This window comes from Streptomyces sp. NPDC016309, assembly GCF_043077235.1.
Lineage (GTDB): Bacteria > Actinomycetota > Actinomycetes > Streptomycetales > Streptomycetaceae > Streptomyces.
In genome coordinates, this window is record NZ_JBIBSG010000004.1 from 269,057 (window position 1) to 294,348 (window position 25,292).

General features: G+C 74.2%; 25 protein-coding genes. 7 read left to right on the plus strand and 18 right to left on the minus strand.

The annotated features are described in order from the left end of the window. Positions 1 to 24: 24 nt before the first annotated feature. The 7 genes from pcaC to ACF068_RS12150 all read right to left on the minus strand — a co-directional run bounded on the left by pcaC (position 25) and on the right by ACF068_RS12150 (position 7,554). Entirely contained in the window at positions 25 to 1,725 is a 1,701-nt protein-coding gene (gene pcaC / locus ACF068_RS12120; RefSeq protein WP_392274104.1) for a 4-carboxymuconolactone decarboxylase, read from the minus strand. Positions 1,726 to 1,761: 36 nt separating this feature from the next. Then, on the minus strand, positions 1,762 to 2,325 hold the full coding sequence (locus ACF068_RS12125; RefSeq protein WP_392274373.1) for a hypothetical protein: 564 nt from the start codon (positions 2,323 to 2,325) through the stop codon (positions 1,762 to 1,764). A gap of 11 nt (positions 2,326 to 2,336) precedes the next feature. Further along, positions 2,337 to 3,509: an ROK family glucokinase gene (locus ACF068_RS12130; protein WP_392274105.1), complete on the minus strand. Its 1,173-nt coding sequence runs from the start codon at positions 3,507 to 3,509 to the stop codon at positions 2,337 to 2,339. 184 nt (positions 3,510 to 3,693) lie between these two features. Next, positions 3,694 to 4,473, minus strand: a complete 780-nt coding sequence (locus ACF068_RS12135) for an ATP-binding cassette domain-containing protein (protein ID WP_392274106.1) — start codon at positions 4,471 to 4,473, stop codon at positions 3,694 to 3,696. Continuing rightward, on the minus strand, positions 4,470 to 5,525 hold the full coding sequence (locus tag ACF068_RS12140) for an ABC transporter permease (protein WP_392274107.1): 1,056 nt from the start codon (positions 5,523 to 5,525) through the stop codon (positions 4,470 to 4,472). Before ACF068_RS12140 ends, ACF068_RS12135 begins: the two co-directional genes overlap by 4 nt. Further along, positions 5,522 to 6,547: a sugar ABC transporter substrate-binding protein gene (locus tag ACF068_RS12145; protein ID WP_392274108.1), complete on the minus strand. Its 1,026-nt coding sequence runs from the start codon at positions 6,545 to 6,547 to the stop codon at positions 5,522 to 5,524. The genes ACF068_RS12140 and ACF068_RS12145 overlap by 4 nt, the downstream gene beginning before the upstream one ends. A gap of 287 nt (positions 6,548 to 6,834) precedes the next feature. After that, positions 6,835 to 7,554, minus strand: a complete 720-nt coding sequence (locus tag ACF068_RS12150) for a GntR family transcriptional regulator (RefSeq protein WP_392274374.1) — start codon at positions 7,552 to 7,554, stop codon at positions 6,835 to 6,837. Between the two features lie 165 nt (positions 7,555 to 7,719). Here ACF068_RS12150 and ACF068_RS12155 point away from each other — a divergent pair, with 165 nt between their 5' ends. Continuing rightward, positions 7,720 to 8,727, plus strand: coding sequence for a Gfo/Idh/MocA family oxidoreductase (locus ACF068_RS12155; RefSeq protein ID WP_392274109.1), 1,008 nt, complete (start codon positions 7,720 to 7,722; stop codon positions 8,725 to 8,727). On the opposite strand, the gene ACF068_RS12160 is transcribed toward ACF068_RS12155, so the two are convergent. The 4 genes from ACF068_RS12160 to ACF068_RS12175 are packed head-to-tail and all read right to left on the minus strand — an operon-like array spanning position 8,716 to position 12,276. Next, the gene (locus ACF068_RS12160) at positions 8,716 to 9,144 is read right to left on the minus strand and encodes a PaaI family thioesterase (RefSeq protein ID WP_392274110.1); all 429 of its coding nucleotides are present in this window, start codon (positions 9,142 to 9,144) and stop codon (positions 8,716 to 8,718) included. The two genes, ACF068_RS12155 and ACF068_RS12160, sit on opposite strands and share 12 nt — an antisense overlap. Before the next feature lie 4 nt (positions 9,145 to 9,148). After that, a complete protein-coding gene (locus ACF068_RS12165; RefSeq protein WP_392274111.1) occupies positions 9,149 to 10,327 on the minus strand; it encodes a cytochrome P450 in 1,179 nt (392 codons plus the stop codon). A 9-nt stretch (positions 10,328 to 10,336) separates the two neighbouring features. Then, entirely contained in the window at positions 10,337 to 11,017 is a 681-nt protein-coding gene (locus tag ACF068_RS12170; RefSeq protein WP_392274112.1) for a response regulator, read from the minus strand. Beyond that, the gene (locus ACF068_RS12175; RefSeq protein ID WP_392274113.1) at positions 11,014 to 12,276 is read right to left on the minus strand and encodes a sensor histidine kinase; all 1,263 of its coding nucleotides are present in this window, start codon (positions 12,274 to 12,276) and stop codon (positions 11,014 to 11,016) included. The genes ACF068_RS12170 and ACF068_RS12175 overlap by 4 nt, the downstream gene beginning before the upstream one ends. Positions 12,277 to 12,422: 146 nt before the next feature. Here ACF068_RS12175 and ACF068_RS12180 point away from each other — a divergent pair, with 146 nt between their 5' ends. Continuing rightward, on the plus strand, positions 12,423 to 12,641 hold the full coding sequence (locus tag ACF068_RS12180; RefSeq protein ID WP_392274114.1) for a hypothetical protein: 219 nt from the start codon (positions 12,423 to 12,425) through the stop codon (positions 12,639 to 12,641). Positions 12,642 to 12,708: 67 nt separating this feature from the next. Here ACF068_RS12180 and ACF068_RS12185 read toward each other — a convergent pair whose 3' ends face one another. Continuing rightward, the gene (locus tag ACF068_RS12185; protein WP_392274115.1) at positions 12,709 to 13,329 is read right to left on the minus strand and encodes a dihydrofolate reductase family protein; all 621 of its coding nucleotides are present in this window, start codon (positions 13,327 to 13,329) and stop codon (positions 12,709 to 12,711) included. A 201-nt stretch (positions 13,330 to 13,530) separates the two neighbouring features. Between ACF068_RS12185 and ACF068_RS12190 the strand changes: the two genes are divergently transcribed. Continuing rightward, positions 13,531 to 14,265, plus strand: a complete 735-nt coding sequence (locus ACF068_RS12190; RefSeq protein WP_392274116.1) for an SDR family oxidoreductase — start codon at positions 13,531 to 13,533, stop codon at positions 14,263 to 14,265. A gap of 99 nt (positions 14,266 to 14,364) precedes the next feature. Here ACF068_RS12190 and alc read toward each other — a convergent pair whose 3' ends face one another. Together alc and allB are read right to left on the minus strand one after the other, a co-directional pair. Next, positions 14,365 to 15,477 (minus strand): allantoicase, encoded by a 1,113-nt coding sequence (alc, locus tag ACF068_RS12195; RefSeq protein ID WP_392274117.1) that lies wholly within the window; start codon positions 15,475 to 15,477, stop codon positions 14,365 to 14,367. Positions 15,478 to 15,482: 5 nt separating this feature from the next. After that, positions 15,483 to 16,811 (minus strand): allantoinase AllB, encoded by a 1,329-nt coding sequence (gene allB / locus ACF068_RS12200; RefSeq protein WP_392274375.1) that lies wholly within the window; start codon positions 16,809 to 16,811, stop codon positions 15,483 to 15,485. Between the two features lie 420 nt (positions 16,812 to 17,231). Here allB and ACF068_RS12205 point away from each other — a divergent pair, with 420 nt between their 5' ends. Further along, positions 17,232 to 18,041: an IclR family transcriptional regulator gene (locus tag ACF068_RS12205; RefSeq protein ID WP_392274118.1), complete on the plus strand. Its 810-nt coding sequence runs from the start codon at positions 17,232 to 17,234 to the stop codon at positions 18,039 to 18,041. Between the two features lie 103 nt (positions 18,042 to 18,144). On the opposite strand, the gene ACF068_RS12210 is transcribed toward ACF068_RS12205, so the two are convergent. Both ACF068_RS12210 and ACF068_RS12215 read right to left on the minus strand, forming a co-directional pair. After that, positions 18,145 to 18,822 carry an ABC transporter ATP-binding protein gene (locus tag ACF068_RS12210; protein WP_392274119.1) on the minus strand — a complete coding sequence of 226 codons (678 nt, stop codon included), beginning with the start codon at positions 18,820 to 18,822 and terminating at the stop codon, positions 18,145 to 18,147. Continuing rightward, positions 18,819 to 19,883 carry an FtsX-like permease family protein gene (locus ACF068_RS12215; RefSeq protein WP_392274120.1) on the minus strand — a complete coding sequence of 355 codons (1,065 nt, stop codon included), beginning with the start codon at positions 19,881 to 19,883 and terminating at the stop codon, positions 18,819 to 18,821. The genes ACF068_RS12210 and ACF068_RS12215 overlap by 4 nt, the downstream gene beginning before the upstream one ends. Positions 19,884 to 19,994: 111 nt before the next feature. On the opposite strand from ACF068_RS12215, the gene ACF068_RS12220 reads away from it, so the two are divergent. After that, a complete protein-coding gene (locus ACF068_RS12220; protein ID WP_392274121.1) occupies positions 19,995 to 21,173 on the plus strand; it encodes a sensor histidine kinase in 1,179 nt (392 codons plus the stop codon). After that, positions 21,170 to 21,790, plus strand: coding sequence for a response regulator (locus ACF068_RS12225; protein WP_392274122.1), 621 nt, complete (start codon positions 21,170 to 21,172; stop codon positions 21,788 to 21,790). The genes ACF068_RS12220 and ACF068_RS12225 overlap by 4 nt, the downstream gene beginning before the upstream one ends. A gap of 237 nt (positions 21,791 to 22,027) precedes the next feature. On the opposite strand, the gene ACF068_RS12230 is transcribed toward ACF068_RS12225, so the two are convergent. Together ACF068_RS12230 and ACF068_RS12235 are read right to left on the minus strand one after the other, a co-directional pair. Next, positions 22,028 to 22,339, minus strand: coding sequence for a DUF5955 family protein (locus ACF068_RS12230; protein WP_392274123.1), 312 nt, complete (start codon positions 22,337 to 22,339; stop codon positions 22,028 to 22,030). Between the two features lie 92 nt (positions 22,340 to 22,431). Beyond that, entirely contained in the window at positions 22,432 to 24,408 is a 1,977-nt protein-coding gene (locus ACF068_RS12235; RefSeq protein ID WP_392274124.1) for a serine/threonine-protein kinase, read from the minus strand. Positions 24,409 to 24,561: 153 nt separating this feature from the next. On the opposite strand from ACF068_RS12235, the gene ACF068_RS12240 reads away from it, so the two are divergent. Beyond that, positions 24,562 to 25,188, plus strand: a complete 627-nt coding sequence (locus ACF068_RS12240; RefSeq protein ID WP_392274125.1) for an NTP transferase domain-containing protein — start codon at positions 24,562 to 24,564, stop codon at positions 25,186 to 25,188. Positions 25,189 to 25,292 lie beyond the last annotated feature (104 nt).

A 25,292-nucleotide genomic window follows, 5' to 3' on the forward strand; every position in this document is an offset into this window, starting at 1 on the left:
CCGGCGAGACTGTGCGGGCACCCCCTAGGCCTCGGGGGTGGTCTCCTCCAGGATCACCTTCCGGGCGACCGCGAACGCCGAGTTGGCGGCCGGGACCCCGCAGTAGACCGCCGTCTGGAGGAGGACTTCCTTGATCTCGGCGGGTGACAGGCCGTTGCGCAGAGCGGCGCGGGTGTGGAAGGCGAGTTCGTCCAGGTGGCCGCCGGCGACCAGGGCGGTCAGGGTGACGGCGCTGCGGGTCCGCCGGTCCAGGCCGTCGCGGGTCCACACCTCGCCCCAGGCGTAGCGCGTGATCAGCTCCTGGAAGTCCCCGGTGAAGTCGTCGGCGGCGGCCAGGGCGCGGTCGACGTGGGCGTCGCCCAGCACTTCGCGCCGGACCTTCATCCCGGCGTCGTACGGGTCGGGCCGCCCGCCCGGGACGGGCCCGCCCGCGCCGGTGGCGGGCGGTACGACACCGGTGGCGGGACCCGGCGGTACGGCACCTGTGGCGGGGCCCGGCGGCACGGTACCGGCAACGGGGCCCGGCAGGACGGCGCCGCTCGGGACGGGGATCCGGGGTACGGGGATCCGGGGTACGGGGCCGTGCGGGGCGTGGGCGTCGGACACGGCGCCGTGCGGGACGTGGCCGTTGGACACGGCGCCGTGCGGGACGTGGCCGTTGGACACGGCGCCGTGCGGGACGTGGCCGTTGGACACGGCGCCGTGCGGGGCGTGGGCGCCCGGGACCGGGCCGGGCGCGGTGGGGTCGGCGGACGGGCCCGGCGGCACCGCGACCGGCGCGACGGGATGCGCGGCGGGGGCGGCGGGGCCCGGGGCGACCACGGCCGGAGCGGCGGGCCCCTGCGGGACCGCGGCGGCGATGGCGGGGACCACGGGCGGCGCGGCGAGGGCGGCCATCCCGGTCGAGGAGTCGGACACGGCCTGCCAGGAGGTGGTGAAGTGCCGTACCAGCAGGTCGGTGACGGCCCCGGGCTGCTCCACCGGCGCGAGGTGGGACGCCCCCGGCACCACGGCGAGGCGGGCGTCGGGGATGCCGGCCACCAGGTGGCGGGCCTCGGCGGGGCCGGTGACGCGGTCCTCGGAGCCGACCAGGACGAGGGTGGGGACGCCCACGCGGCCGAGGTCGGCCCGGACGTCGAAGGCGGCGAGCGCCTCGCAGGCGGCGACATAGGCGCCCGCGTCCGTCGTGCGGACCATCTGCACGGCCCATTCGACGATGGCGGGCTGCGCGGCGGCGAACCCGGGGGTGAACCAGCGCTCGGGCGCGGTGCGGGCCATCGGGTCCAGCCCGTTGGTGCGGACGATCACGCCGCGCTGGCGGAACTCGTCGGCGGTGCCGAAGCGGGGCGAGGAGGCGATCAGGGCGAGCGAGGCGAGCCGGTGCGGGGCGCGCAGCGCCAGGTCGGTGCCGATGGCGCCGCCGATGGAGCAGCCGGCGTACCCGAAGCGGTGGACGCCGAGGTCGTCGAGGGTGGCGAGGAGCCGGTCGGTGAGCTCGGCGACGGAGGTCGCCGGGTGGGCCGGGGCGCCGCCGTGGCCGGGGAGGTCGAAACGGATGACCCGCCACTGCCGGACGAGTTCGGGTATCTGGCGGTCCCACATGTGCCAGGTGGTCCCGAGCGACGGGCCGAGGATGAGGACGGGTGCGTCGTCGGGGCCGTCGGACCGGTACTGGAGGGTGAGGGGGCCGGCGGGCTGCGGGTCGGTCGTCTGCGTCTGGCTCACTCGCTCCAGGGTAGCGAGCGGAATGACCCCCTCCGGTCAGGGGGTCGCGGTCGAGACGACGTACACGCGCGGGGCCGCGGGGTCGCTGAGGTCGACGGTGATGTCCTGGGTGGGGCGGGGGTCCTTCTGCCGGTGCGTGGTGGCGGACCAGTCGCGACCGGCCGGGAACTCCCAGCCCACGGTGCGGGCGTCGCGGTGGCTGATGCTGACGTCCCGGGCGTCCAGGGCGGCCCGGGACGTGCCGACGTCGTTGAGGAAGTCGTCCAGCCCCGTGCCGCTGGTGGTGAACTCGACGTACAGCCGGCTGGACTTCCAGTTGCTCGTCTCGAAGTAGGCGACCTCGGTGGAGCCGCCCGGGATGGGGACCTCGAAGACCCGGCGCTTCATCTTGGACGGCCAGCTGTCCTGGAGGCCGGTGACGGAGGACTCGGCCTCCTTGTCCCGGCCGCTGGCACGGCTCTGCTGGGCGGAGATCACCAGGTAGCCGGCCGGGATGCCGATCAGCAGGACGATGACGACGGCGGTCAGGACGCGCCGGCGGATCATGCGCCTGCGCTCCTCCGGGGACGCCGGGCGGTTCAGTACGGACATCGCTGACATCACTGGCATGACTAGGGTTCCTGGGGGGGTCGGGTACCGCGGCCGGTGACGCCGCCGTTGCGGATGGCCTGCGCGTACCGCTCGTACTTCTCGTAGCGCTCCAGACGGCGGCGGTTGGCGCGGCGGAAGCGGCGCGCGACGAGCCGGGCGAGGTCGGCGGCGCCGACCATGCCGGCCTCGGGGCCGAGCTGGGCCTTGGCGATACGGGCCTCGGGGCGGTAGCCGCGGCCGGTGAGATGGCGGCGGAAGGCGTCCCGGGCCGGGCCGATGAGCAGGTCGTCGGCGGCGCTGACGCCTCCGCCGACGACGAAGCAGGACGGGTCGAGGGCGGCGGCCAGGTTGGCGATGCCGACGCCGAGCCACTGGCCGATGTCCTGGAACAGTTCGATGCACATGGCGTCGCCCTCACGGGCGAGCTCGGTGATCAGCGGGCCGGTGATGTCCGGGACGCTGCCCTTGACGCGCTCGATGATGTTGTACGCCACCGGCGAGTCGGCCGCCGCCAGCTCGCGGGCCTCGCGCACGAGGGCGTTGCCCGAGCTGTACTGCTCCCAGCAGCCGCGGTTGCCGCACGGGCAGCGGTGGCCGCCCGGGACGACCTGCATATGGCCGAACTCGCCGGCGACGCCGTACTTGCCCCGCTTGACCTGGCCGTCCTCCAGGATGGCGCCGCCGATGCCGGTACCGAGGGTGATCATGACGAGGTGGTCCTCGCCCCGGCCGGCGCCGAAGCGCCACTCGGCCCAGGCGGCGGTGTTGGCGTCGTTGTCGACCATGACCGGGACGGCGAGCCGGGCCTGGAGCGAGTCGCGCAGCGGCTCGTTGCGCCAGGCCAGGTGCGGGGCGAACAGGACGCGGCTGCGGTCGGCGTCCACCCAGCCGGCCGCTCCGATGCCCACGGCGTGCACGTCGTGCCGGTCGGAGAGGTCCAGGACCAGCTCCGTGATGGTGTCCTCGACGACCTTGGCGCTCTTGGACTTGTCGGGCGTCTCGGTCTTGATCTGCTCCAGGATCTGTCCGTCGGCGTCGACGACGCCCGCCATCACCTTCGTCCCGCCGATGTCGATGCCGACGGTCGGGACGCGGGGCGCGGTCAGGTGCGAGCGGCGCTCGCGGGCCGAGACGGTCCGCAGGACGGTGGCGCGGGCGGAGCCCCGGTGGGGGTAGTCGCGGTACGTGCTCACGAGTCCTGTCGTCCCTGGTGGTGGGGGGCCGGGGGGTGGGGCTCCGGCGGCGGACGGCGCCCGCCGCCCTCGATTCTGCCAGGTACGGGGCGGGCGGCGGTGGCGCGGCGGGGTCGGGTGGCCGGGTCCGGCCGCCCCGGGGGGCCGCCGGCCGGTGCGGGGGCGCGGCGGTCCCGGGAGGTGCTCAGCCGGATCTTTCCAGCTCGTGGCGGAGGTCCTCCAGCTCGCTGCCGCCCGCCATCTGGCGGGTGAGTTCGTCGAGCGTGACGGAGTCCTTGGTGTGGCTCGCCGCCATCACGCCGCGCTTCAGCAGCACGAACCGGTCGCCGACCAGATAGGCGTGGTGCGGGTTGTGGGTGATGAGCACCACCCCCAGGCCGGCGTCGCGGGCGGCCGCGACGTACTTGAGGACCACCCCGGACTGCTTGACGCCGAGGGCGGCGGTGGGCTCGTCGAGGACGAGGACCTTGGCGCCGAAGTGGACGGCCCGGGCGATCGCCACGCACTGGCGCTCGCCGCCGGACAGGGTGCCGATCGGCTGGTCGACGTCCCGCAGGTCGATGCCCATGCGCAGCAGCTCGGCGCGGGTGGTCTCGCGCATCAGGTCGACGTCGAGGCGCTTGAAGGGGCCCGCGCCCTTGGTGGGCTCCGAGCCGAGGAAGAAGTTGCGCCACACCGGCATGAGCGGGACCACGGCCAGGTCCTGGTAGACGGTGGCGATCCCGCGGTCCAGGGCCTCGCGCGGGGAGGAGAGGGAGGTCTCCTCGCCGTCGACGCGGAAGGTGCCGCCGTCGTGGGCGTGCAGCCCGGCGATGATCTTGATGAGGGTGGACTTGCCGGCGCCGTTGTCGCCCAGGACGCAGGTGATCTCCCCCGCCCGGACCTCCAGGGAGACGCCCTCCAGGGCGCGGATGTTGCCGTAGTACTTGCTGACGTCGTCGAGCTCGACCAGTGGCTCGCTCATGTCGTTGCCTCCGCGCGCTTGCGGACCCAGGCGTTGAGCAGGGTCGCGAGAAGGAGCATCGCCCCGAGGAAGAACTTGAACCAGTCGGGGTTCCACTCGGCGTACACGATGCCCTTGCTGGTCATGCCGAAGATGAACGCGCCGACCGCCGAGCCGATCGCCGAGCCGTAGCCGCCGGTGATCAGGCAGCCGCCGATCACCGCCGCGATGATGTAGATCAGTTCGTTGCCGACGCCCTCGCCGGACTGGACGACGTCGAACGAGAACAGCAGGTGCTGTCCCGAGACCCAGGCGCAGAACGCGACGCCCATGTAGAGGCCGATCTTCGTGCCGCGGACCGGGACGCCGACCGCGCGGGCCGCGTCCGCCCCGCCGCCCACCGCGAAGATCCAGTTGCCGAAGCGGGTGCGCAGCAGGATCCAGGTGGCGACGGCCACCAGGGCGAACCACCACAGGATGGTGACCTTGATGTCGATGCCGCCCAGGGAGAACTGGGAGGCGAACAGGGTCCGGGCCGAGGAGAAGCCCTCCATGTCGGCGATGGTCTTGGTCGACACGGTGCCGCTGATCAGCTTGGTCAGACCCAGGTTGAGGCCGGTCAGCATCAGGAACGTGCCGAGCGTGATGATGAAGCTGGGGAGCTTGGTACGGGTGAGCATGACGCCGTTGAAGGCGCCGATGGCCAGCGTGACGAGCAGCGAGACCAGGACGCCGACCCAGGCGTTGGCGGTCATCTGGAAGCTGAACATCGAGGAGACGAGCGCCGCGCTCGTCACCATCACACCGGCCGACAGGTCGAACTCGCCGCCGATCATCAGCAGGGCGACGGGGACGGCCATGATGCCGATCGTCGAGGCGGCGTACAGGACGGTGCCGAAGCTGGAGGCCCGCAGGAAGCCGTCGGCGACGACCGCGAAGAAGAGGAAGACGGCGGCGGCCCCGACGACGGACCCGAGTTCCGGGCGGCCGAGCAGCTTGCGCAGCGGCGAGGTGCGCAGCAGACGCTCGTCGCCGGGGGCGCCGTCCTTGGCGGGTGGTGCGGTCGTGGTCACCGGGTACCCCGCTCCGTGAATTCCGCGAGGGCGGCGGCGTCCTTCTCGGTGATGATCTGCGGCCCGGTGAGGACGGGCCGGCCGCCGCCGAGTACGTCGGCGTTGTAGCGGTACAGCCACAGCAGGTCGACGGCCTCGTAGCCCTGGAGGTAGGGCTGCTGGTCGACGGCGAAGCCGAGCTGCTTGCCCTTGAGGCCGGCGGCGACCTTGGCGTTGAGGTCGAAGGTGTCGACCTCCGCGTCGGACCCGGCGGTCTTCCTGGCCTGGACCGCCGCGTCGGCGAACGGCGCGCCGAGGGTGACGACGGCGTCGATGGCGGGGTCGGTCTGGAGCTTCGCCTCGATCGAGGCCTGGACGTCGGGCATGTTGGTCCCGTCGACGTACAGGTTCTGGAGGGTTCCGCCGAAGGTCTTCTTCACCCCGGCGCAGCGCTGCTCGTGGCCGACGTTGCCCTGTTCGTGCAGCACGCACAGGGCCTTCTTGCGGCCCCTTCGGTCCAGCTCGTCGCCGACCGCCTCGCCGGCGATCGTCTCGTCCTGCCCGATGTGCGTGAGGGCGCCGAAGGCCTTGGACTGATCGGATCCGGAGTTGACGGTGATCACCGGGATGCCGGCCTTGACGGCCCTGGCGACGGCGGCCTTCATGGCGTCGGGCTTGGCGAGGGTGACGATCAGCCCGTCGACCTTCTTGTCGACGTAGGAGTCGACGAGCTGCGCCTGCTGCTGGCCCTCGTCGCTGTGGGCGTACAGGAAGTTGATGTTGTCCTTGACGGCGGCCTGCTTGGCGCCGTTCTGGACGATGTCCCAGAAGGTGTCGCCGTCACCGGAGTGGGTGACCATCGCGATCGTCCACTTCGGGGTGTTCACCGCCGCCCGGCCCTCGGCGGCGGCGGCCTTGCGGGCGTCCTCGGCCCGCTTGCCGCCCGTGGCGCTGCATCCCGCCACGGCTCCCGCGAGGGAGATACCGAGCACCGTCGCCAGCACCGCGCGGAACGCGCGTGCCCCTGTCCGAACCCTTGCCACGACGCCGTGCCCCTCTTGATCTGCCGGTGTGCCTGCTGTGGTCGCTGTGCCTGCCGGTCGTGCTCGCGCACGACCGGCCCAGTATCGGTCATGGTGATGTGCCCGGTTTTCACCGGGTACCGGCGGGCCGCCGGACGGGCCGCCCGCGGCCGTTTCTACGGGGGCGGGGCGGCCACGTCAATGGTTTGTCCGAACATCCTTACGCAATGACGTGAAGACGTAAGGGCATTGGCGGGATGCCGTCGCGGTGACATCGCCGCGCCACGGCCCTTCGGGTTTTACGGGCGCTACGGCCGGACGAGGAGCTGGAACTCGAACGCGTACCGCGACGCCCGGTAGACGTGGGAACCGAACTCCACCGCGCGGCCGGTGTCGTCGAACGTGGTCCGTTCCATCGTCAGCAGGGGGGCGCCCTGCGCCTCGGTGAGCAGCTCCGCGTCCAGCCCCGTCGCGGCGCGGGCCCCGACCTTCTGGCGGGCGCTGTGCAGGGTGATGCCCGCGCCGCGCATCAGCCGGTACAGGCCGGTGCCCTCCAGCAGCTCGGTGTCCAGGTCCAGCAGGCCGAGCGGGAGGTGGTTGCGCAGCCGCGCCATCGGCTCGTCGTGGGCGAACCGGAGCCGTTCCACGTACCGCACGTCGGTGCCCTCCGGGAGGCCCAGCGCGGCGGCGACCTCGGCGGGGGCCGGCTCGACGCGGTTGGCGAGGACGAGGGTGGCGGGGCGCTGGCCGGCCGCCTCCAGGTCGTCGTAGAGGCTGCTGAGCTCCAGGGGGCGCTTGACCTGGCTGTGCACCACCTGCGTACCGACGCCCCGGCGGCGCACCAGCAGGCCCTTCTCGACGAGGGCCTGGATGGCCTGGCGGACGGTCGGCCGGGACAGGCCCAGGCGGCCCGCCAGCTCGATCTCGTTGCCGAGGAGGCTGCCGGGGGTGAGCGTGCCGCGCTCGATCGCGGCCTCCAGCTGCTGGGAGAGCTGGAAGTAGAGCGGGACCGGGCTGGTGCGGTCCACGCTCAGCGGCAGGCGCACGACGGAACCGGTCTCTTCTCTGGCTGCTCGGGTCTGCTTGGGCACGGGCCGAGCCTATCCACCGGGAATGATGACGGGAAGTTGTGAAGTCCTGTTGTCAGGACAAAAGCTTGACATGATGACGGCCCCGGCATCACCTTGGGGGCCATGCGCATCGGACTCATCGGAACGGGACGTATCGGGAGCTTCCACTCGGGCGTGCTCAGCCGCCACCCGGAGGTGGGGGCCCTCGTGGTCGCCGACGCCGACCCCGGCCGGGCGGCCCAGGTCGCCCGTCTCACCGGCGCCACGGCCGCGCCGACCGTCGACGACGTCTTCGCCTGGGGCGTGGACGCGCTGGTCATCGCCTCGGCGACCGCCTCCCACGCCGAGCTCATCGGCCGCGCCGCCCGCGCCGGGCTGCCCACCTTCTGCGAGAAACCCATCGCCCTCGACCTGCCGGGCACCCTCGGCGCGCTCCGCGAGGTGGAGGCGGCCGGCACCCCACTCCAGCTCGGCTTCATGCGCCGCTTCGACGCCGGCTACCGGGCGGCCCGTGACGCCGTCCGCTCCGGGCGCATCGGCCGGCTGCACACCGTCCGGACCATCACCTCCGACCCGGCACCGCCGCCCGCCGCCTACCTCCCGCTCTCCGGCGGCCTCTACCGCGACTGCCTGGTGCACGACTTCGACATCCTCCGCTGGGTCACCGGCCGCGAGATCACCGAGGTGTACGCGACCGGCGCGGACGCCGGCCCCGCGATGTTCCGCGAGGCCGGCGACGTCGACACGGCCGCCGCGCTCCTCACCCTCGACGACGGCACCCTCGCCACCGCGACCGCCACCCGCTGCAACGGCGCCGGCTACGACGTACGGATGGAACTGGCGGGCGAGCGCGACCAGATCGCGGTGGGCCTCGACGACCGGACGCCCCTCACCTCCACCGAACCGCTGGGCCCGCCCGCCGCCGACAAGCCGTGGCCCGGCTTCCTGGAGCGGTTCGCCCCGGCGTACGAGGCGGAGCTGGACGCCTTCGTGCGCCTCGCCCGCGGCGAGCAGGCCAACCCCTGCGACGGCCGGGAGGCCCTCCAGGCGCTGCGCGTGGCCGAGGCGTGCGAACGATCACGCCGTGAGCGCCGCCCCGTCCGGCTGGACGAGGTGCCGTCAGCCCTCTGAGGCGCCCGGCGCCGACAGGACCGTGCCCTGGGCGACCGCGCACAGGGTCTCGGTCCCGTCGGCGTCCACGGTCAGCAGATCGCAGCGCACCACGGCCTGCCGCCGGCCCGCGTGGACCACCGACGCGCGGGCCCGCAGCGCGAGGCCGGTCGCGGGGCGGACGTACTGGATGGAGAACCCGGCCGTCAGCACCGCCGGCCCGAGGGCGCTGCCAGCGGCGAAGGTGATCGCGTTGTCGGCGGCGTACGAGAGGACCCCGCCGTGCAGGAAGCCGTTCTGCTGGCGCAGGTCGTCGCGGACGTCCACCTCCAGGACGGCGCCGCCGTCACCGAAGGCGGCGAGGCGGGCGCCGACGAGCCGGCTGAAGGGCTGGTCGTCGAGGACCGCGCGGGCGCGCGCGAGGTCGAGGCCGGTCATCGGGTCACCACCTGACGGGAAGGCGGCGGACGCCGCGGATGAGGAGGCCGGGCAGCCAGTCCAGCGGGCCGGCCGAGGGGTCGAGGGACAGGCCGGGGAAGCGTTCCAGCAGGGAGCGCACCGCGACGCGGCCCTCCAGGCGGGCCAGCGGGGCGCCGAGGCAGTAGTGGATGCCGTGCCCGAAGGCCAGGTGCCCGCCGGTGTCGCGGCGGATGTCGAACCGGTCGGGGTCCGGGAACCTGGCCGAATCCCGGTCGCCCGCACCCAGCCCGGCCAGCACGGCGGCACCCCGCGGGATCACCGTGTCGCCCACCGGGACCGGTTCGAGGGCGAACCGCACGGTGGCGGTCTCGACGGGGCCGTCGTAGCGCAGCATCTCCTCGACCGCGCCGTCGAGCAGGCCGAAGTCGGCTCGCAGGGCGGCAAGTTGGTCCGGGTGGGTGAGCAGGGCGCGGACGCCGTTGGAGATCAGGTTGACCGTCGTCTCGTGCCCGGCGATCAGCAGCAGGTAGGCCATGGCGCACAGTTCCGCGGCCGACAGGCGGTCGCCGTCCTCCGCCCGGGTGCGCAGCAGGGCGGAGAGCAGGTCGTCGGCGGGCCCGGCCCGGCGTTTGTCCTCGACGAGGGCTTCCAGGTAGCCGCCGAGCGCGTACACGGCGGCGTTCCCCGCCTCGGTGCTCGTCGGCGCGACGATCTCGGTGGACCAGGTGCGGAAGGTGTCCCGGTCGGCGGTGGGGACGCCCAGCAGCTCGCAGATCACCGTGATCGGCAGCGGGAAGGCCAGCGCCTCCACGAGGTCGGCGTGGCCGTGCGGTTCCATGGCGTCGAGCAGTTCGTCCGTGATGGCCTGGACGCGCGGGCGGAGGGCCTCCACGCGCCGGCCGGTGAACTCGCGGGCGACGAGCTTGCGCAGCCGGGTGTGGTCGGGCGGGTCGACGACCAGCAGGTTGGGGCCGATGACCTCCTCGTCGAGCATCTGGACTCCGGCCGCCGCGGGCGACTTGGACAGCCGCGGGTCGGCGAGCGCCGCGCGCGCCTCGGCGTGACCGACGACGATCCAGAGCTCGTCCCCGAGGGGGGTGCGTACGTGGTGGACGGGTCCGCTCTCGCGGAGCTTGGCGTAGTACGGGTAGGGGTCGGCGGTGAAGTCCTCGCCGTACTCGCTCAGTTCGACCGTGATCATCGGCTCAGCCTAAGCTCCTTCCTCCCCGTCGAGCAGCCCCGAGTCCTGTACCAGGAGGGCTATCTGGACACGGTTGTTGAGGCCGAATCCGGCCAGGATGCGTGAGACGTGCGTCTTGACGGTCGGCACGCTCATGTACAGGTTCGCGGCGATCTCGGCGTTGGACAGGCCCCGGCCGACGGCGAGGGCCACCTCCCGCTCGCGCGCGCCGAGTCCGGCGAGCCGGGCGGCCGCCGACGCCCGCCGGCCGGTGCGGTGGTCGTCCGCGTGGTGTGCCACATGGGTCATCAACTGGCGGGTGACGGCCGGGGAGAGCACCGGGTCGCCGGCCGCCACCCGGCGTACGGCGTCGACGATCCGGTCCGGCGGGGTGTCCTTCAGGACGAACCCGGCGGCACCGGCCCGCAGCGCCCGCAGCACCTGTTCGTCGGCGTGGAACGTGGTGAGGACGACGACCTCGGGGGCCCCGGGGCGGGCGCGGAGCCGTTCGGTGGCGGTGAGTCCGTCGACGTGCGGCATACGGATGTCCATGAGGACGACGTCGGGGGCGGTACGGGCCACGAGCGCGGGGACGTCGGCGCCGTCGGCGGCCTCCCCGACGATCTCGATGTCGTCGGCGCCGCCGAGCATGAAGGTGAGTCCCGCGCGGACGAGGGGGTCGTCGTCGACGAGGAGCAGCCGGATGGTCATGAGGGCCACGGTAGCCAGGCGTGGAGCCCGAACCCGCCGCCGGGCAGGTGCCCGTGGGTGAGGCGGCCGCCGGCGAGGGTGGCCCGTTCGGTCAGCCCGATGAGTCCCTGGCCGGATCCGGGCACGTGGGGGACGGGGCCGGTGGGGGCGGGGTTGCGGACGTCGACGGTCAGCCCGTCCCCGGGGCGGCCGCGGACGGTGACGGTGACCCGTGTGCCGGGGGCGTGCTTGCGGGCGTTGGTCAGGCCCTCCTGGGCGATGCGGTAGACGGTGCGGCCGGTGGCGGCGGGGACGCCGGCCGGGTCGTCGACGGTGGTGTCGAGCGTGACGTCCATGCCGCCCCGGCGGGACTCGCCGACCAGGGTGCCGAGGGTGGCGAGGGTGGGCTGCGGGCGGTCGCCGTCCTCGCGGTCGCCGGGGGCGCGCAGTACGCCGATGATCTCGCGCAGGTCCTGGAGCGCCTCGTGGGCGCTGTCGCGGATGACCCCGGCGGCACGGGCGACCTGGGGCGGGGGCGCGTCCGGCCGGAACTCCAGGGCACCGGCGTGGACGCTGAGCAGGGTGAGGCGGTGGGCCAGGACGTCGTGCATCTCGCGGGCGATGGCCTCGCGGGCGGCCCGCTGGGCGCGTTCGGCGCGGAGCCCGGCCTCGGCCTCGGCGCGCCGGGCGCGTTCCCGCAGGGCGACGACGAGTTGGCGCCGCGAGCGGACGAGCATGCCCCAGGCGGTGACCAGCAGGACCAGGACGACACCGACGGCGATCCCCGCGACGGGGTGCAGGGTCGGGTCGGGGCGCACGAACACCTGGACGACGCCGCAGACGAGGGCCAGACCGCCGACGTACGCGAGGCGCCGGAACGGCACCCGTACGGCGACGCCGAACAGGGCCACCAGCAGGGCCCCGCCGGCGGTGGGCGCGACCGTGCTCAGTACGGACAGGGCGACGGCCAGGCCCACGGGCCACCGGCGGCGCAGCCAGAGCGCGCAGCAGGCGGCGGCGCCGAGGAGCTGGTCGGCGACGACGGCGGCGGGCGCGTTGCCCAGCGCGCTGGAGGCCTCGGCGGCGAGGACCCCGACGAACGCGGCGAAGAGGAAGGCGGTCGTGTCGACGACCCAGTCCCGTACGGTACGCCGGTGCCGCGCCGGGCGGCCCTGCCCGCCGCCGGGGCCCTCCGGGCCGCCGGGCCCGTCCGTGAGCGCCGGGCCGGCGGGTTCGGCCAGGTCGGAGGGGAGCAGCCAGGGGTAGTCCGCACGCGTCATGCCGCCCAAGTTATGCGGGCGCCGGGCGCCGCGCGGCCCGGGAGGGGCGGTCCGCTACCGAAGTCGCCGAGACCGATACTTCCGGACCCGGCGCCCATACCGAGGGGGGAGGCGGTGGTCCGGCGGCGGGGCCGAGGCTTCCCGGTATGAAGAAGATCCTGGAAGTCATCGGCACCCTGTCCCTCGTCGTCGGCGTGTGCGGGGTGCTGCGTGAGCTGACCGGCTGGTTCCGGTTCCTGGGGTTCACGCGGTACCTGACGGACCGTGTGGGGATCCTGCACGGGCGGGAGCTGTTCGCCCACATCGTGCTCGCGGTGACCGGGTTCGCCGTCCTGATGATCGCGGACCGGCTGCGGCGGGCGTAGGGGGTGGGCGGACGTCCCGGGCCGGGGGGTGCCCGGCCGCCCGGGGCCGGTCGGGTGCCCCGGGTCGTCAGTCGCCGGGGGCGAAGGTGCCGAACCGGGCGGGGCCGGCGACGCGGTAGGTCTGGATGGTGACGCCGGTGGTCGTGGCGCGGTGGCCGGTCAGCTCGAAGGCGGTGGGCGCGCCGCCGTCGGGGAAGAGGCGGCGTCCCTTGCCCAGGAAGACCGGGTAGACCAGCAGGTTCAGCTCGTCGACCAGGCCCAGGGCGATGAGGCTCCGGGCGAGCCGGGCGCTGCCGTGGACCTGGATCTCGCGGCCGGGCAGCCGCTTGAGGCGGTCGACCTCCTCGGCCAGGTCGCCCGTGAGGACGGTGGAGTTGTGCCACTCGGCCGTGCCGAGGGTACGGGACACCACGTACTTGGGCAGGGAGTTGAGCCGGCCGGCGACCGGATCGTCCTCGTCGGTGACGTGGGGCCAGTACGCGGCGAAGATCTCGTACGTCCGGCGGCCGAGCAGGAAGCCGTCCACCCGGCCGAACACCTCGTCCATGAACCGGCCGAACTCCTCGTCCACGTAGGGGACGCTCCAGCCGCCGTACGCGAAGCCGTCGGTCCGGTCCTCGTCGGGGCCGCCCGGAGCCTGCATGACTCCGTCGAGCGTCATGAAGGTGGTGACGGTGAGCTCGGCCATGGCCGGCGCCTTCCTCCTGGAGCGGTCGGTCCTTCATCGTGTGCCATGACGACGGACCGTGCCTCCGCACGGAACGCACCCGGGCGCGGGCCTCCCGGTCTCGGGGTCCGATTCCCGCCAGCGCCCCGGCCGCCCCTCCGATGTCATTGAACCCGCAACCACTTTGGACGTACCACGGTGGACGAAGGCTCGGAGGGGCACATGAACGGCAGGACAGCTCTGGTCACCGGCGGCAGCCGCGGCATCGGGGCGGCGGTCGCGCTGCGGCTGGCCCAGGAGGGCGCGGACGTCGCGATCACCTACGTGCGGGGCGAGGAGCGGGCCCGGGAGGTCGTCGCCAAGATCGAGGCGACCGGGCGGCGCGGGGTCGCGCTGCGCGCCGATTCCGCGGACGCGGCCGAGGCGGCGGGCGCCGTGGAGCGCGCGGCGGGCGCCCTGGGCGGGCGGCTGGACGTGCTCGTCAACAACGCCGGCATCGGGGTGCTCGCCCCGCTGGAGGACCTGACGGACGGCGATGTGGACCGGGTGCTGGCGGTGAACGTGCGCGGCGTGTTCGTGGCGTCGCGGGCGGCCGCGGCGCGCATGGGGCGGGGCGGGCGGATCATCACCGTCGGCTCGTGCATGACGCAGCGCGTGCCGGGCCCCGGCGGGACGCTCTACACGATGAGCAAGTCGGCGCTGACCGGCCTGACCAAGGCACTCGCCCGGGAGCTGGGCGGGCGCGGCATCACGGCGAACATCGTCCACCCGGGGCCGGTCGACACCGACATGAACCCGGCGGACGGCCCGTACGCGGACGGGCAGCGCGCGCTGACGGCACTGGGCCGCTTCGGCGTGCCGGACGAGGTGGCGTCGATGGTGGCGTTCCTGGCCGGTGAGGAGGCGGCGTTCGTGACGGGCGCCGAGTTCGCGGTGGACGGCGGGCACGCCGCGTAGGGCGTGCGCGGACACGCGGGGGGAGGGCGCGAGGGCGCACCGGTGCTGTCGGGCCGGGGCGCCCCCGCGTACGGGCAGGTGTCGTACTGCCCGGGTCGGTCAGCCCAGCTCGTCGTGGCGGGCGGCGAGGCGCTTGGCGCCCAGTGCCGTCAGCGAGCCGAACAGGCGGAGGCGGGAGATGCCGCCGTCCGGGTAGATGTCGACGCGGACGTGCGTGCCGACCGCCGGCTCCGGCAGGACGAACCGGTGGTTGGTGTCCGGCTGGAGGCGGGTGCGCGGCAGGACCTCGGTCCACTCGCCGCCCTCGCCGTCGCGTACCGAGAGGGCGGCCCAGCCGGCGCTGTTGCCCTTCAGGTAGGCCGTGTCGATCTCGACCGCGCGGACGGCGGACTGCTCGACGAGCCGGTAGCGGATCCAGTCGTTGCCCTTGTCGCGGCGGCGGCGGGTCTCCCAGCCGTCGTCCATCTTGCGGGAGCGGCCCGGCTGGATGGTGTTGGTGGCCGGGGAGTAGAACCGGTCGGAGGCGTCCTCGACGTGGCCGCCGTTCTCCAGCGCCACGACGTCGAAGGTGCCGAGCACGCCGAGCCAGGCCGGGTCGGGGGCGACGTCGCCGTACACGCGGAGGCGGGCGATGCCGCCGTCCGGGTGCTGCTTGACCCGCAGGTGCGTGAAGCGCCGCTCGACGTCGACGGCGAAGCCGTTGGCCGCGTGGCCGCCGATGGCGGTGCGCGGGACGAGGGTCGTCCACTCGACGTCGTCGGCGAGGAGCTGTTCGGGCGACGGGGAGCCGGCCGCCGCGGTCGCCTCGACGGAGACGGCCTGCGGGTAGTTGCCGCGGAAGTGGGCGGTGTCGACGACGATGCCGCGGACGACGCCGGGCGCGCCGAGGCGCACCAGGGCCCAGTCGTGGTCCTCGTCCGTCGGGTGGGGCTCGGTGGCGGAGACGCCGCGGCGGCGGCGCGTCTCCCAGCCGTCCATGATCTTGCCCTTGTGGCCGAAGTGCTCGGGGTCGAACTCGGCGGGCTCGGGCTTGAGCATGTTCTCGCGCTCGGCGAAGAACTCGTCGTTGGCGGCGATGACGCCCGCGCCGAGGCGGCGGTCGGCCAGGTCGACCAGGCCGGTGAAGGGGAAGTCCGCGGTGCGGTAGTCGGCGTAGGGGTCACCGCCGCCGTACGGGCTGGCGTCGCCGGTGAAGGACGGTATGGCGGTCACGGGTGTCACTTGTTCCTTTCGAGCAGCCGGCCGGTGGGCTCGGCCGGGATGCCGTTGTCGGCGATGCGCACGCCGCGCAGCCAGGTGGACCTGACGACGCCGTGCAGGGTCTTGCCGGCGTACGCGGTGACCCGGTTGCGGTGGTGCAGCTCGGCCGGGTCGACGGTGAAGCTCTCGTCCGGGTCGAGGACGGCGAAGTCGGCGTCGCGGCCGGCTTCGATGGCGCCCTTGCGGTCGAGGCCGGCGAGGCGGGCCGGGCCGGCGGACATCCAGCGGACGACGTCCTCCAGGGTGTGTCCGCGGCGGCGGGCCTCGGTCCAGACGGCGGGCAGGCCGAGCTGGAGGGAGGAGATGCCGCCCCAGGCGGTGGAGAAGTCGGGGGTCTTGAGGTCGGCGGTGGAGGGCGAGTGGTCGGACACGATGGCGTCGATCGTCCCGTCGGCGAGGCCCTCCCACAGCGCGTCCTGGTTGGACGCCTCACGGATGGGCGGGCAGCACTTGAACTCCGTGGCGCCGTCCGGGACCTCCTCGGCCGTGAGGGTGAGGAAGTGCGGGCAGCTCTCGACGGTGATCCGCACGCCCTCGCGACGGGCGGCGGCGATCATCGGCAGCGCGTCGGCGGAGGACAGGTGGAGCACGTGCACGCGCGCGTCGAGCCGCCTGGCCTGGTTGATGAGGTTCTCGATGGCGGTGTTCTCGGCGTCGCGCGGCCGGGAGGCGAGGAAGTCGGCGTACTTCGGCGAGCTCTTCTGCGGGGCGGCGTCCAGGTGGTGCGGGTCCTCGGCGTGCACGATCAGCAGGCCGCCGAAGCCCGCGATCTCGGCGAGGGACGCGGTGAGCTGCTCCTGGTCGAGCGAGGGGAACTCGTCGACGCCGGAGGGCGACAGGAAGCACTTGAAACCGAAGACGCCCGCGTCGTGCAGCGGCCGGAGGTCCTTGACGTTGTCCGGCAGGGCGCCACCCCAGAAGCCGACGTCGATGTGCGCCTTGGCGCGGGCCACGTCCTGCTTGGTGCGCAGGTTGCCGACCGTGGTCGTGGGCGGCAGCGAGTTGAGCGGCATGTCGATGAGGGTGGTGATGCCGCCGGCGGCGGCCGCGCGGGTTGCGGTCCAGAAGCCCTCCCACTCGGTGCGGCCGGGGTCGTTCACATGGACGTGGGTGTCGACGAGGCCGGGGAGGACGACGTGGTCGCCGACGTCCTCCAGCCGGGCGCCGGCGGGCACCTCGGCGTCGTGGGGCAGCACCGCCGCGATGCGGCCGCCGGCGACGGCGACCGAGGCGGGGCGGGTGCCCTCGGGGGTGATCACGCGCGTCGAGCGCAGTACCAGCGTCACCTCCGCGTCCGTGTCGACGCCGGCGACGTCGACGTCGCCACCCTGTTGCGCGTTGCCGTTCAGGTCCACGTTCCCGTCCACATCGCCTTCCACATCGCCGGTCGGATCATCGTTTTCACGAGTTTTTCAACGAACTGTTGAAGGAGTCTTCACTCCGGACCCCACCTCGTCAAGGGTCCCCCGGTTCCTCGCCGGGTGGCGGACGGGCGACTTGGATGTTTCCATGAAGTGGAAACATAATTTCACCCAGGAGAACGTAGCTCTCCACATGAGGAGCACCGGCAGACCTTCGCGCACCCCCGCGGACACCCGGACAAACAGCGCCTGACCGGCCAAGACGTCCCACCGAGGGCGATGTGCCCGGAGGAAGGGCCCGGTAGGCTGCTGACTTGCCGCATCCGCCTCGAAAGGACCGTTGACGTGCCGACGTCCAGCGCCAGCACCACCGACGCCGCCAAACCCGCCGCCGCGACCGGCGGTGTCCAGTCCCTGGAGCGTGCCTTCGACCTTCTGGAGCGGATGGCCGATGCCGGGGGCGAGGTCGGGCTGAGCGAGCTCTCGTCCAGCAGCGGACTGCCGCTGCCCACCATCCACCGCCTGATGCGCACGCTGGTGGCCTGCGGTTACGTACGCCAGCAGCCCAACCGCCGGTACGCGCTGGGCCCCCGCCTCATCCGGCTCGGCGAGTCCGCCGCCCGGCTGCTGGGCACCTGGGCCCGCCCCTACCTGGCCCGGCTGGTCGAGGAGACCGGCGAGACCGCGAACATGGCGCTGCTCGACGGCGACGAGATCGTGTACGTGGCCCAGGTGCCGTCCAAGCACTCGATGCGGATGTTCACCGAGGTCGGCCGGCGCGTGCTGCCGCACTCCACGGGCGTGGGCAAGGCGCTGCTGGCGCACACCCCGCCCGAGGAGGTCCGGGCGCTGCTCGCCCGCACCGGCATGCCGGCCGCGACGGAGAAGACGATCACCACGCCCGACGGCTTCCTGCACGCCCTGGAGCAGGTGCGTTCGGCGGGGTACGCCGTGGACGACAGCGAGCAGGAGATCGGCGTCCGCTGCATCGCGGTGTCGGTGCCCGACTCCCCCACCGCCGCCGCCATCTCCATCTCCGGCCCGGCCGGCCGGGTCACCGAGGCCGCGACGGAGCGGATCGTCCCGATCCTCCAGGGCATCGCCAAGGAACTGTCCACGGCGCTGGCGAACCCCGCCAACAACGGCCAGGCCTGACCCGGACCCGGACCCGCCGGTACCGCCAGCTCCTCCCGGCCTCGCCCCGGGCCGGACCCGGGGCAGCCGGGGGCGCGCGCCCGGAAGCCGGCGGGCCGGCGGGTCAGGGTGCCGGGCGGGGGGCCGAGAGCTTGCCGTCCTGGACGGTGACCGTGCGGTCCGCCCGGTCCGGATGGGCGCGGTCGTGGGTGACCAGCACCGTGGCCGTGCCGCGCTCCCTGGTCAGCACCGCCAGCAGGTCGAGGACCGCCGCCCCGCGCTCGTGGTCCAGCGCGCTGGTCGGCTCGTCGACCAGCAGCACGGCCGGGTCGTTCATCAGCGCCCGCGCGATGTTGACGCGCTGGCGCTGACCGCCGGAGAGCTGGTGCGGGCGCCGCCCGGCGAGGTCCGCCAGGCCGACCGCGTCGAGCAGGTCCATGACCCGCCCTCCGGCCTGCCGGCGGCCCGACAGGTGCGCCATCACCCCGAGCTGCTCGGCGGCCGTCAGCGACGGCAACAGGTTCGGCTGCTGGAAGACGATCCCGATCCGCTCGCGCCGCAGCGCCGCCCGCCCCGCCGCGTCCAGCGCGCCGGTGTCCGTACCGGCCACCACGACCCGTCCCCGCTCGGGCGTCACCAGGGTCGCCGCCACGGCGAGCAGGCTGGACTTGCCGGAGCCGGAAGGGCCGACGACCGCCGTGAGAGTGCCCGGCGGGACCGTCAGGGAGACGGCGTCCAGCGCGGTCAGCCGCCCGTCACCGTCCGGGTAGGTCAGGGTGACGTCGTCGAGGTGCAGGCTCATCGGACGCTCCCGAGCGCGGTGAGGGGGTCGACGGCGGTGATCCGCCGGATGGACAGGGCCGCGCCGAGCATCCCCAGCACGACCATCACGGCGGCCGGGACCAGCACGGTCGGCGGTTCGAGGACGAACGGCACGTCACCACCGCCCACCAGCGCGCCGACACCGACCGCGAGACCGCTGCCGAGCAGGATCCCGCCGCCCAGCATCAGCGCCGCCTGCCCCAGCGCGTCCCCGAGCAGGTAGGGCGTCGAGGCGCCGAGCGCCTTGAGCACCGCCACGTCGGCGCTCCGCTGGATCGTCCACACCGTGAAGAAGGCCCCGATGACCAGCGCCGAGATCACGAAAAGGAAGCCCCGCATCAGTTGCAGGCTGCCGTTCTCGGCCCGGTAGGACCCGATCGCCGTGAGGGCCCCGTCGACGGTCGTGCTCCGCGTCCCGGCGGCCCGGTCCCCCGCCGCCGCGTCGATGCCCTCGCCCCGCAGCACGACGACCGTCGCCCCGGTGTGCCCGAGCGCGCGCCAGTCGGCCAGCGTCGTCCACACCACCGGGGTGTGGCTGTACGAGGCGTCGCCGGCGACCGCGGCGACCGTGACCTCCAGCCGGCCCAGCCGCAGCCGGTCGCCGGCCCGGACGCCCAGGTCATCGGCGGCCGGGCCGGCGAGCACCACCTTCCCGGGGCGCAGTTCCGCGCTGCGCGGGCCGATCCCGGCGCCCGGCTCGGCGGCGAACACCGAGAGCGCCGCCGTACGGTCGCCGGCCACCGCGTCGAGCGTGCCGATGCCGAGCGGCCGGGCGGCGGTCACGCCCGGTTGCCGCGCCCAGGTCCGCCACGCCTCCTCGGGCAGCACCGAGTCGGTGAACGACACCGGCCGGCCGGGCGGCAGGGCGGCGAAGGCCAGCCGGTCGGCGGGCAGACCGGTGACCGCCGAGACGTTCTCCCGCGCCAGCCCGGCCGTCAGCCCCGACAGCAGTCCCACCAGCAGGGTGATCAGCACGATCACCATGCCCATCAGCGCGAACCGCCCTCGGGCGAACCGCAGGTCTCTCCATGCGACGAACATGCGGCCAGCCTGCCGAGGGGCGGCCCGCCGGGGCATCGCACGCCGGATGGGCCCGTCATCCAACTTTCGGTTGAGTCCCCGGACGCCGGGCCCGCCTACGCTGGACGCGACATGGATCCACGCTCGCTCACCCCCGCCCTGCGCGTCCTGCGCGTCTGCCTGCACCTGCTGGTGGCCGGACTGCTGGTGCTGGCCGCGCTGCGCTCCCCCAGCCCGGCCGCCGTCGCCGCGGCGGTCGCGACGGGCGGGGTGTACGCGGCCGGGTCGGCCCTCCGGGCGGTGCGGGAGTCCCGGACCGCCGCCGCGGTCTGGCTGGGCGCCCTGTCCGCCTCCTGGCTGGTCCTGCTGGCCCTGACGCCCGACGGACTGTGGCTCGCCTTCCCGCTGTACTTCCTGCTCCTGCACCTGCTGCCCGCCCGCTGGGCCCTGCCGGCCGTCGCGGCCACGGCGGCCGCCGCGATCATGTCGTACGTACGCCATGGCGCACCGCTGAACCCAGGCGCCGTCATCGGCCCGCTGCTGGGCGCGGCCGTCGCCGTGGCGACCGTCCTGGGCTACCAGGCGCTGTACCGGGAGAGCGAGCGGCACCGGAGGCTGGCCGAGGAGCTGACCTCGACGCGGGCGGAGCTGGCCGCCGCGGAGCGGCACGCGGGGACGCTGGCCGAGCGGGAGCGGCTGGCCCGGGAGATCCACGACACGCTCGCGCAGGGCCTGTCGTCCATCCAGTTGCTGCTGCGGGCCGCCGGGCGGGCCCTGCCGGACGGCTCCCCGGTGGCGGCCGGCCACATCGAGCGGGCCCGGTGGACCGCCCAGGACAACCTCGCGGAGGCGCGGCGGTTCGTCCGGGCGCTGGCGCCGGCCGACCTGGAGCGCGGTTCGCTGGCGGCGGCGCTGGAGCGGCTGTGCGACACCGGTGGGCCAGGCCCGAGGGCACGGTTCTCGGTGAGCGGCACGCCGGTGCCGCTGCCCACCCCGTACGAGGTGGCGCTGCTGCGGATCGCCCAGTCGGCGCTGGCCAACACCGTGCGGCACGCGGAGGCCGCGCGGGTCGAGATCACCCTGACCTTCATGGACGCGTCCGTCAGCCTGGACGTGGTGGACGACGGCAAGGGCTTCGACCCCGGCTCCCCGGCACCCTCGCCGGGCAGTGGCTTCGGGCTCCGGGCGATGCGCTCGCGCGCACGGTCCCTGGGCGGGACGTTCACCGTCGAGTCGTCGCCCGGCCAGGGGACCGCCGTCGCGGCGGCCCTTCCGCTGCGTACGCTCCGGACGGAGGACCAGCCGCTGTGACCATCCGTCTGCTGCTCGCCGACGACCATCCCGTCGTACGGGCCGGGTTGCGCGCCGTCCTGGATACCGAGCCGGACTTCACGGTGGTCGCCGAGGCCGCCACCGCGGAGCGCGCGGTGGAACTCGCGCACGGCGTGGACGTGGTGCTGATGGACCTCCAGTTCGTCTCCGGCATGCACGGCTCGGAGGCGACGGCCGCGATCACCGCCCGCCCGGGAGGACCGCGGGTGCTGGTGCTCACCACGTACGACACGGACGCCGACATCCTGGCGGCCGTGGAGGCGGGCGCGAGCGGCTACCTGCTCAAGGACGCCCCGCCGGAGGAGCTGTCGGCGGCGGTCCGGACGGCCGCGGCCGGCCGGTCGGCGCTCGCCCCGGCGGTGGCGCACCGGCTGATGGACCGGATGCGGACGCCGGCCGAGGCGCTGACCAAACGGGAGCTGGAGGTGCTCCAGCTTGTCGGCGAGGGGCTGTCGAACCAGCAGATCAGCAAGCGGCTGTTCCTCAGTCAGGCGACGGTGAAGTCCCATCTGGTGCACGTGTTCGCGAAGCTGGGCGTGGACTCGCGGACGGCGGCGGTGGCGGCGGCGACGGCCCGCCGTCTGATCCGCCGCTGACCGCCCCTCCTGTCCGGCCCGTACCGCTAGGGAGTGTCCGGAAAGTATCGGCGTCCGCCCGGCGGGCGGGCGGGGGCCGCGGTGTCCGGTGCGTGCGATCGCAAGGCGGAGGGTGGGGGCACCTCCCGCGCCGCCAGGCGCAGGGGGAGAGAGCGCAGCGGGCTGCGCCGACGACCGACAACGCGGCGAGCGAGCGTGCCGGACGCCCCCGGCCAGACGGGAATTTCGACACACGCCCTAGCGGGGCTGTTCGGCGAACAGCTCCACCGCGTGGCGCAGGCCGGTGAGCGCGGCGCCCAGTGCGCTCACCGAGCCGATCGCGCCCGCGATGAGCAGTAACGACCGGCGCAGCCGGCGCACTTCGGGCACGCCGGTGAGGGTCATCGCGGCGAGCGCGGCCAGTTCGTCGTCGGCTATGCCCCGGTCCGCGAAGTCGGCCGGATGACCGGCGAGTTCGCGGCGGAGGCGGGCGACGGCGGCGCGCAGCTCCGTCACCCTGGGGTCCTCGCCGCCGTCGGCCGCGTGCCTTCGTCCGATGCTTCGCAACAAAAGCTCTCCCGCCCCTCACCCGCACTACGTTGTGCGCCCGCCCCTGTACTTAACGCCATCACGGGCGGGGAGCGCCACTCCTCCGACGAAAGTCAGGAGGTGCCTTCCGGGGCGATCGCGCCCCGCCATACGGTCACGTCGAGCGTGACGTAGTGACTGGGGTCGGACTCCGGCGACTTGCCCTGGTACGTGACGAGGCCGACGTGGCCCCCGTTCGTCAGGACGCAGAGCTGGGACCCCTTGGACAGGGAGTCGAGGTCGACCCGGTCGGCGTACCGGGTCTCGGTGCGGCAGGTCTCCAGGTCGCCCTTCTGACCCGCCCGGAGGAGGATGAGGCGGCCGTCCTCGACGTGGATCTTCTCCAGGTTCCAGTCGTAGGCGATGTCCACGTTGGCGTCGTCGGCGAGCGGCTTGACGGGATCGTCCGCCAGCGTCAGGTGGTAGCCGTCCGTGAGGTCGATGCCCTGGTAGGTGGCGGGTTCGGGGTTGGCGACCGGCTCCGGGGGCCGCTCGGAGGAGGGCGTGTCGGGCGACGCGGTGGCCTGGTCCTGGCCCTGGTTCTGGTCCTGGGTGCCGTCCGCGGAGCCCTCGGGCGCGGGCGTGGAGCCGCTCGTGGTCCGGCCGCCGCCCTGCGCCCGGCTGCCGCCCTTGTCGTCGTCGCCCGACATCAGGACGTACACCCCGCCGCCGGCGAGGGCGGCCACGAGGAGCGCGGCGGTGAGGCCGAGCAGCAGGTTCCGCCTGGTCTTCCGGCGGGGCTGCGGGGTGGGCACGGAGGCGGTGACCGGGGCCGGTCCGGCGTGCGGGGGCGGGGTCGCGTGCGGGGGCGGGGTCGCGTGCGCCTGCGGGTAGCCGTACCCCGGGGTGGGCGCGGGGACGGGCGCCGGGGTGTGGGCGGCGCTCTGGGTGGGCGGCGGGCCGAAGCCGGGCGGCGGGGTCGACGGAGCCGCGTGGGCGGTCGGGGGGTGGGGCGCCGGGGCGGGCTGCTGCGGGTACGCGGCCGGTGCCTGGGCGGGCGGCGTGTGGCCGGGCGCGTGGGGGTGGGCGGCGGCCTGGCCGTGCGCCTGCGCCGGGAAGGGCGGGGGCGTCGCCGGGGCGGCCGGGGCGGCCGGGGGCTGTGCGGGCGGCGGGGGCGTGGTGGCCGCCGCCGGGGCGGGCGCGGCGGCGCGGGTGGTGATGTCCGCGGCGACGGCGCCGGGCAGCCACTCCTCCGGGCGGCGCAGCGCCGTCTGGTCGCTGGCCGTCTGACACAGGGTCAGGATGTCGGCGACGGAGGGCCGGCCGGCCGGGTCCTTGGTCAGGCAGCGGGTCACCAGCTCCCGCAGCCGGTCGGGGAGCCCGTCGAGCCGCGGCTCCTCGTGGACGATCCGGTACAGCACGCCGTGGGAGGTGCCCTCGCCGAACGCCGGGCTGCCGAGGGCCGCGTACGCGGTGACCTGGCCCAGCGCGAAGATGTCGGTGGCCGCGGTGACCGTGCGGCCGGCCGCCTGCTCGGGGGACATGAAGGACGGGGTGCCGATGGTCACGCCGCTGCCGGTGAGCGAGGTGGCGTCGGCGGCGCGCGCGATGCCGAAGTCGATCACGCGCGGTCCGTCCGCGGCGAGCAGGACGTTGGCGGGCTTGAGGTCGCGGTGCACGATGCCGGCGCCGTGGATGACCTGGAGGGCCTCGGCGATGCCGGCGACGAGCAGCAGCACCGTGTCGACGGGCAGCCCGCCGTGCGCCTGCACGGCGTCGGCGAGGGAGGGGCCGGGGACGTACGCGGTGGCCAGCCAGGGCTGGCGGGCGTCGGTGTCGGAGTCGATGACGGGCGCCGTGTACAGGCCCTGGACGCGCTGCGCGGCCTGGACCTCCTGGGCGAACCGCCGCCGGAACTCGGCGTCTTCGGCGAAGTCGGGACGGATCACCTTGATGGCGACCGGCCGGCCGCCCGGGGTGTACGACAGGTACACCTTGCCCATGCCACCGGCGCCGAGCCGGGCGGCGAGCCGGTAACCGGCCACCGAGCGCGGATCGTCGTCCTCGAGCGGCTGGAAGACCGTTCCCTGGCGTGCCGGACCACCACTCATCAACCCATGTCCCCCGTAACGGACTTCATACTGTCCTTGCTGATCACCGCGGATCACCGTCGGATCGCTTCGATCCCGGACCCGCACCTTATCCAAGGCGGAGCCCCGTCTTCACCCGCGCGCGGGAGTCCGCGCATGCGGTATGCACTCCACATGGGACATACGACGACAGACGCACCACGGATCGCCGGACTCCTCCTGGCGGCGGGCGGCGGGCGGCGGCTCGGCGGCCGCCCGAAGGCGCTGCTGGAGCACCGGGGCCGCCCGCTGGTCGAGCACGCGGTGGGCGTGCTGCGGGCAGGCGGCTGCGCGGTGGTGCACGTGGTGCTGGGCGCCGCCGCCGGGGCCGTCCGCGAGCGGGCCGCGCTGGAGGGGTGCGTCCTGGTGGACAACCCGGACTGGGAGGAGGGCATGGGGTCGTCGCTGCGCGCGGGCCTGGCGTCCCTCGCCCCGTCGGGCGGCGCGGACGCGAGCGGCGCGGACGCGGTCGTCGTGGCGCTGGTGGACCAGCCCGGGATCGGGCCGGAGGCGGTACGGCGGGTGGCCGCCGCGTACCGCTCGCGCGACGCGCTGGCGGCCGCCGCGTACGACGGGAGGCGCGGCCATCCGGTGCTGATCGGGGCGGACCGCTGGGCGGACGTGGCGCGGAGTGCGGAGGGCGACCGGGGGGCACGCGCCTATCTGAGGGAGCACGAAGGGGCGATCGTCCTCGTCGAGTGCGGGGACGTGGCCGAGGCGTACGACATCGACCGGCCGGAGGACCTGGCGCACCTGGAGTGAACGGCGTGGCACCGAGCGCCATGTTCTGTCGACCCGGAGAATCTCGACATCAACAAACCATTGAACTTCCACCATGAGGAAACTAGTATCCACTGTTCAGAAGC

Coding starts and splice junctions, on each gene's coding strand:
- ACF068_RS12125 (WP_392274373.1), bottom strand. CDS start 2,325: ATGTCAGCGATGTCCGTACTGAACCGCCCGGCGTCCCCGGAGGAGCGC.
- ACF068_RS12235 (WP_392274124.1), bottom strand. CDS start 24,408: ATGAGTGGTGGTCCGGCACGCCAGGGAACGGTCTTCCAGCCGCTCGAG.
- ACF068_RS12160 (WP_392274110.1), bottom strand. CDS start 9,144: ATGACCGGCCTCGACCTCGCGCGCGCCCGCGCGGTCCTCGACGACCAG.
- ACF068_RS12180 (WP_392274114.1), top strand. CDS start 12,423: ATGAAGAAGATCCTGGAAGTCATCGGCACCCTGTCCCTCGTCGTCGGC.
- ACF068_RS12220 (WP_392274121.1), top strand. CDS start 19,995: ATGGATCCACGCTCGCTCACCCCCGCCCTGCGCGTCCTGCGCGTCTGC.
- ACF068_RS12210 (WP_392274119.1), bottom strand. CDS start 18,822: ATGAGCCTGCACCTCGACGACGTCACCCTGACCTACCCGGACGGTGAC.
- ACF068_RS12165 (WP_392274111.1), bottom strand. CDS start 10,327: ATGATCACGGTCGAACTGAGCGAGTACGGCGAGGACTTCACCGCCGAC.
- ACF068_RS12215 (WP_392274120.1), bottom strand. CDS start 19,883: ATGTTCGTCGCATGGAGAGACCTGCGGTTCGCCCGAGGGCGGTTCGCG.
- ACF068_RS12190 (WP_392274116.1), top strand. CDS start 13,531: ATGAACGGCAGGACAGCTCTGGTCACCGGCGGCAGCCGCGGCATCGGG.
- ACF068_RS12175 (WP_392274113.1), bottom strand. CDS start 12,276: ATGACGCGTGCGGACTACCCCTGGCTGCTCCCCTCCGACCTGGCCGAA.
- ACF068_RS12135 (WP_392274106.1), bottom strand. CDS start 4,473: ATGAGCGAGCCACTGGTCGAGCTCGACGACGTCAGCAAGTACTACGGC.
- ACF068_RS12155 (WP_392274109.1), top strand. CDS start 7,720: ATGCGCATCGGACTCATCGGAACGGGACGTATCGGGAGCTTCCACTCG.
- ACF068_RS12185 (WP_392274115.1), bottom strand. CDS start 13,329: ATGGCCGAGCTCACCGTCACCACCTTCATGACGCTCGACGGAGTCATG.
- ACF068_RS12170 (WP_392274112.1), bottom strand. CDS start 11,017: ATGACCATCCGGCTGCTCCTCGTCGACGACGACCCCCTCGTCCGCGCG.
- ACF068_RS12240 (WP_392274125.1), top strand. CDS start 24,562: ATGGGACATACGACGACAGACGCACCACGGATCGCCGGACTCCTCCTG.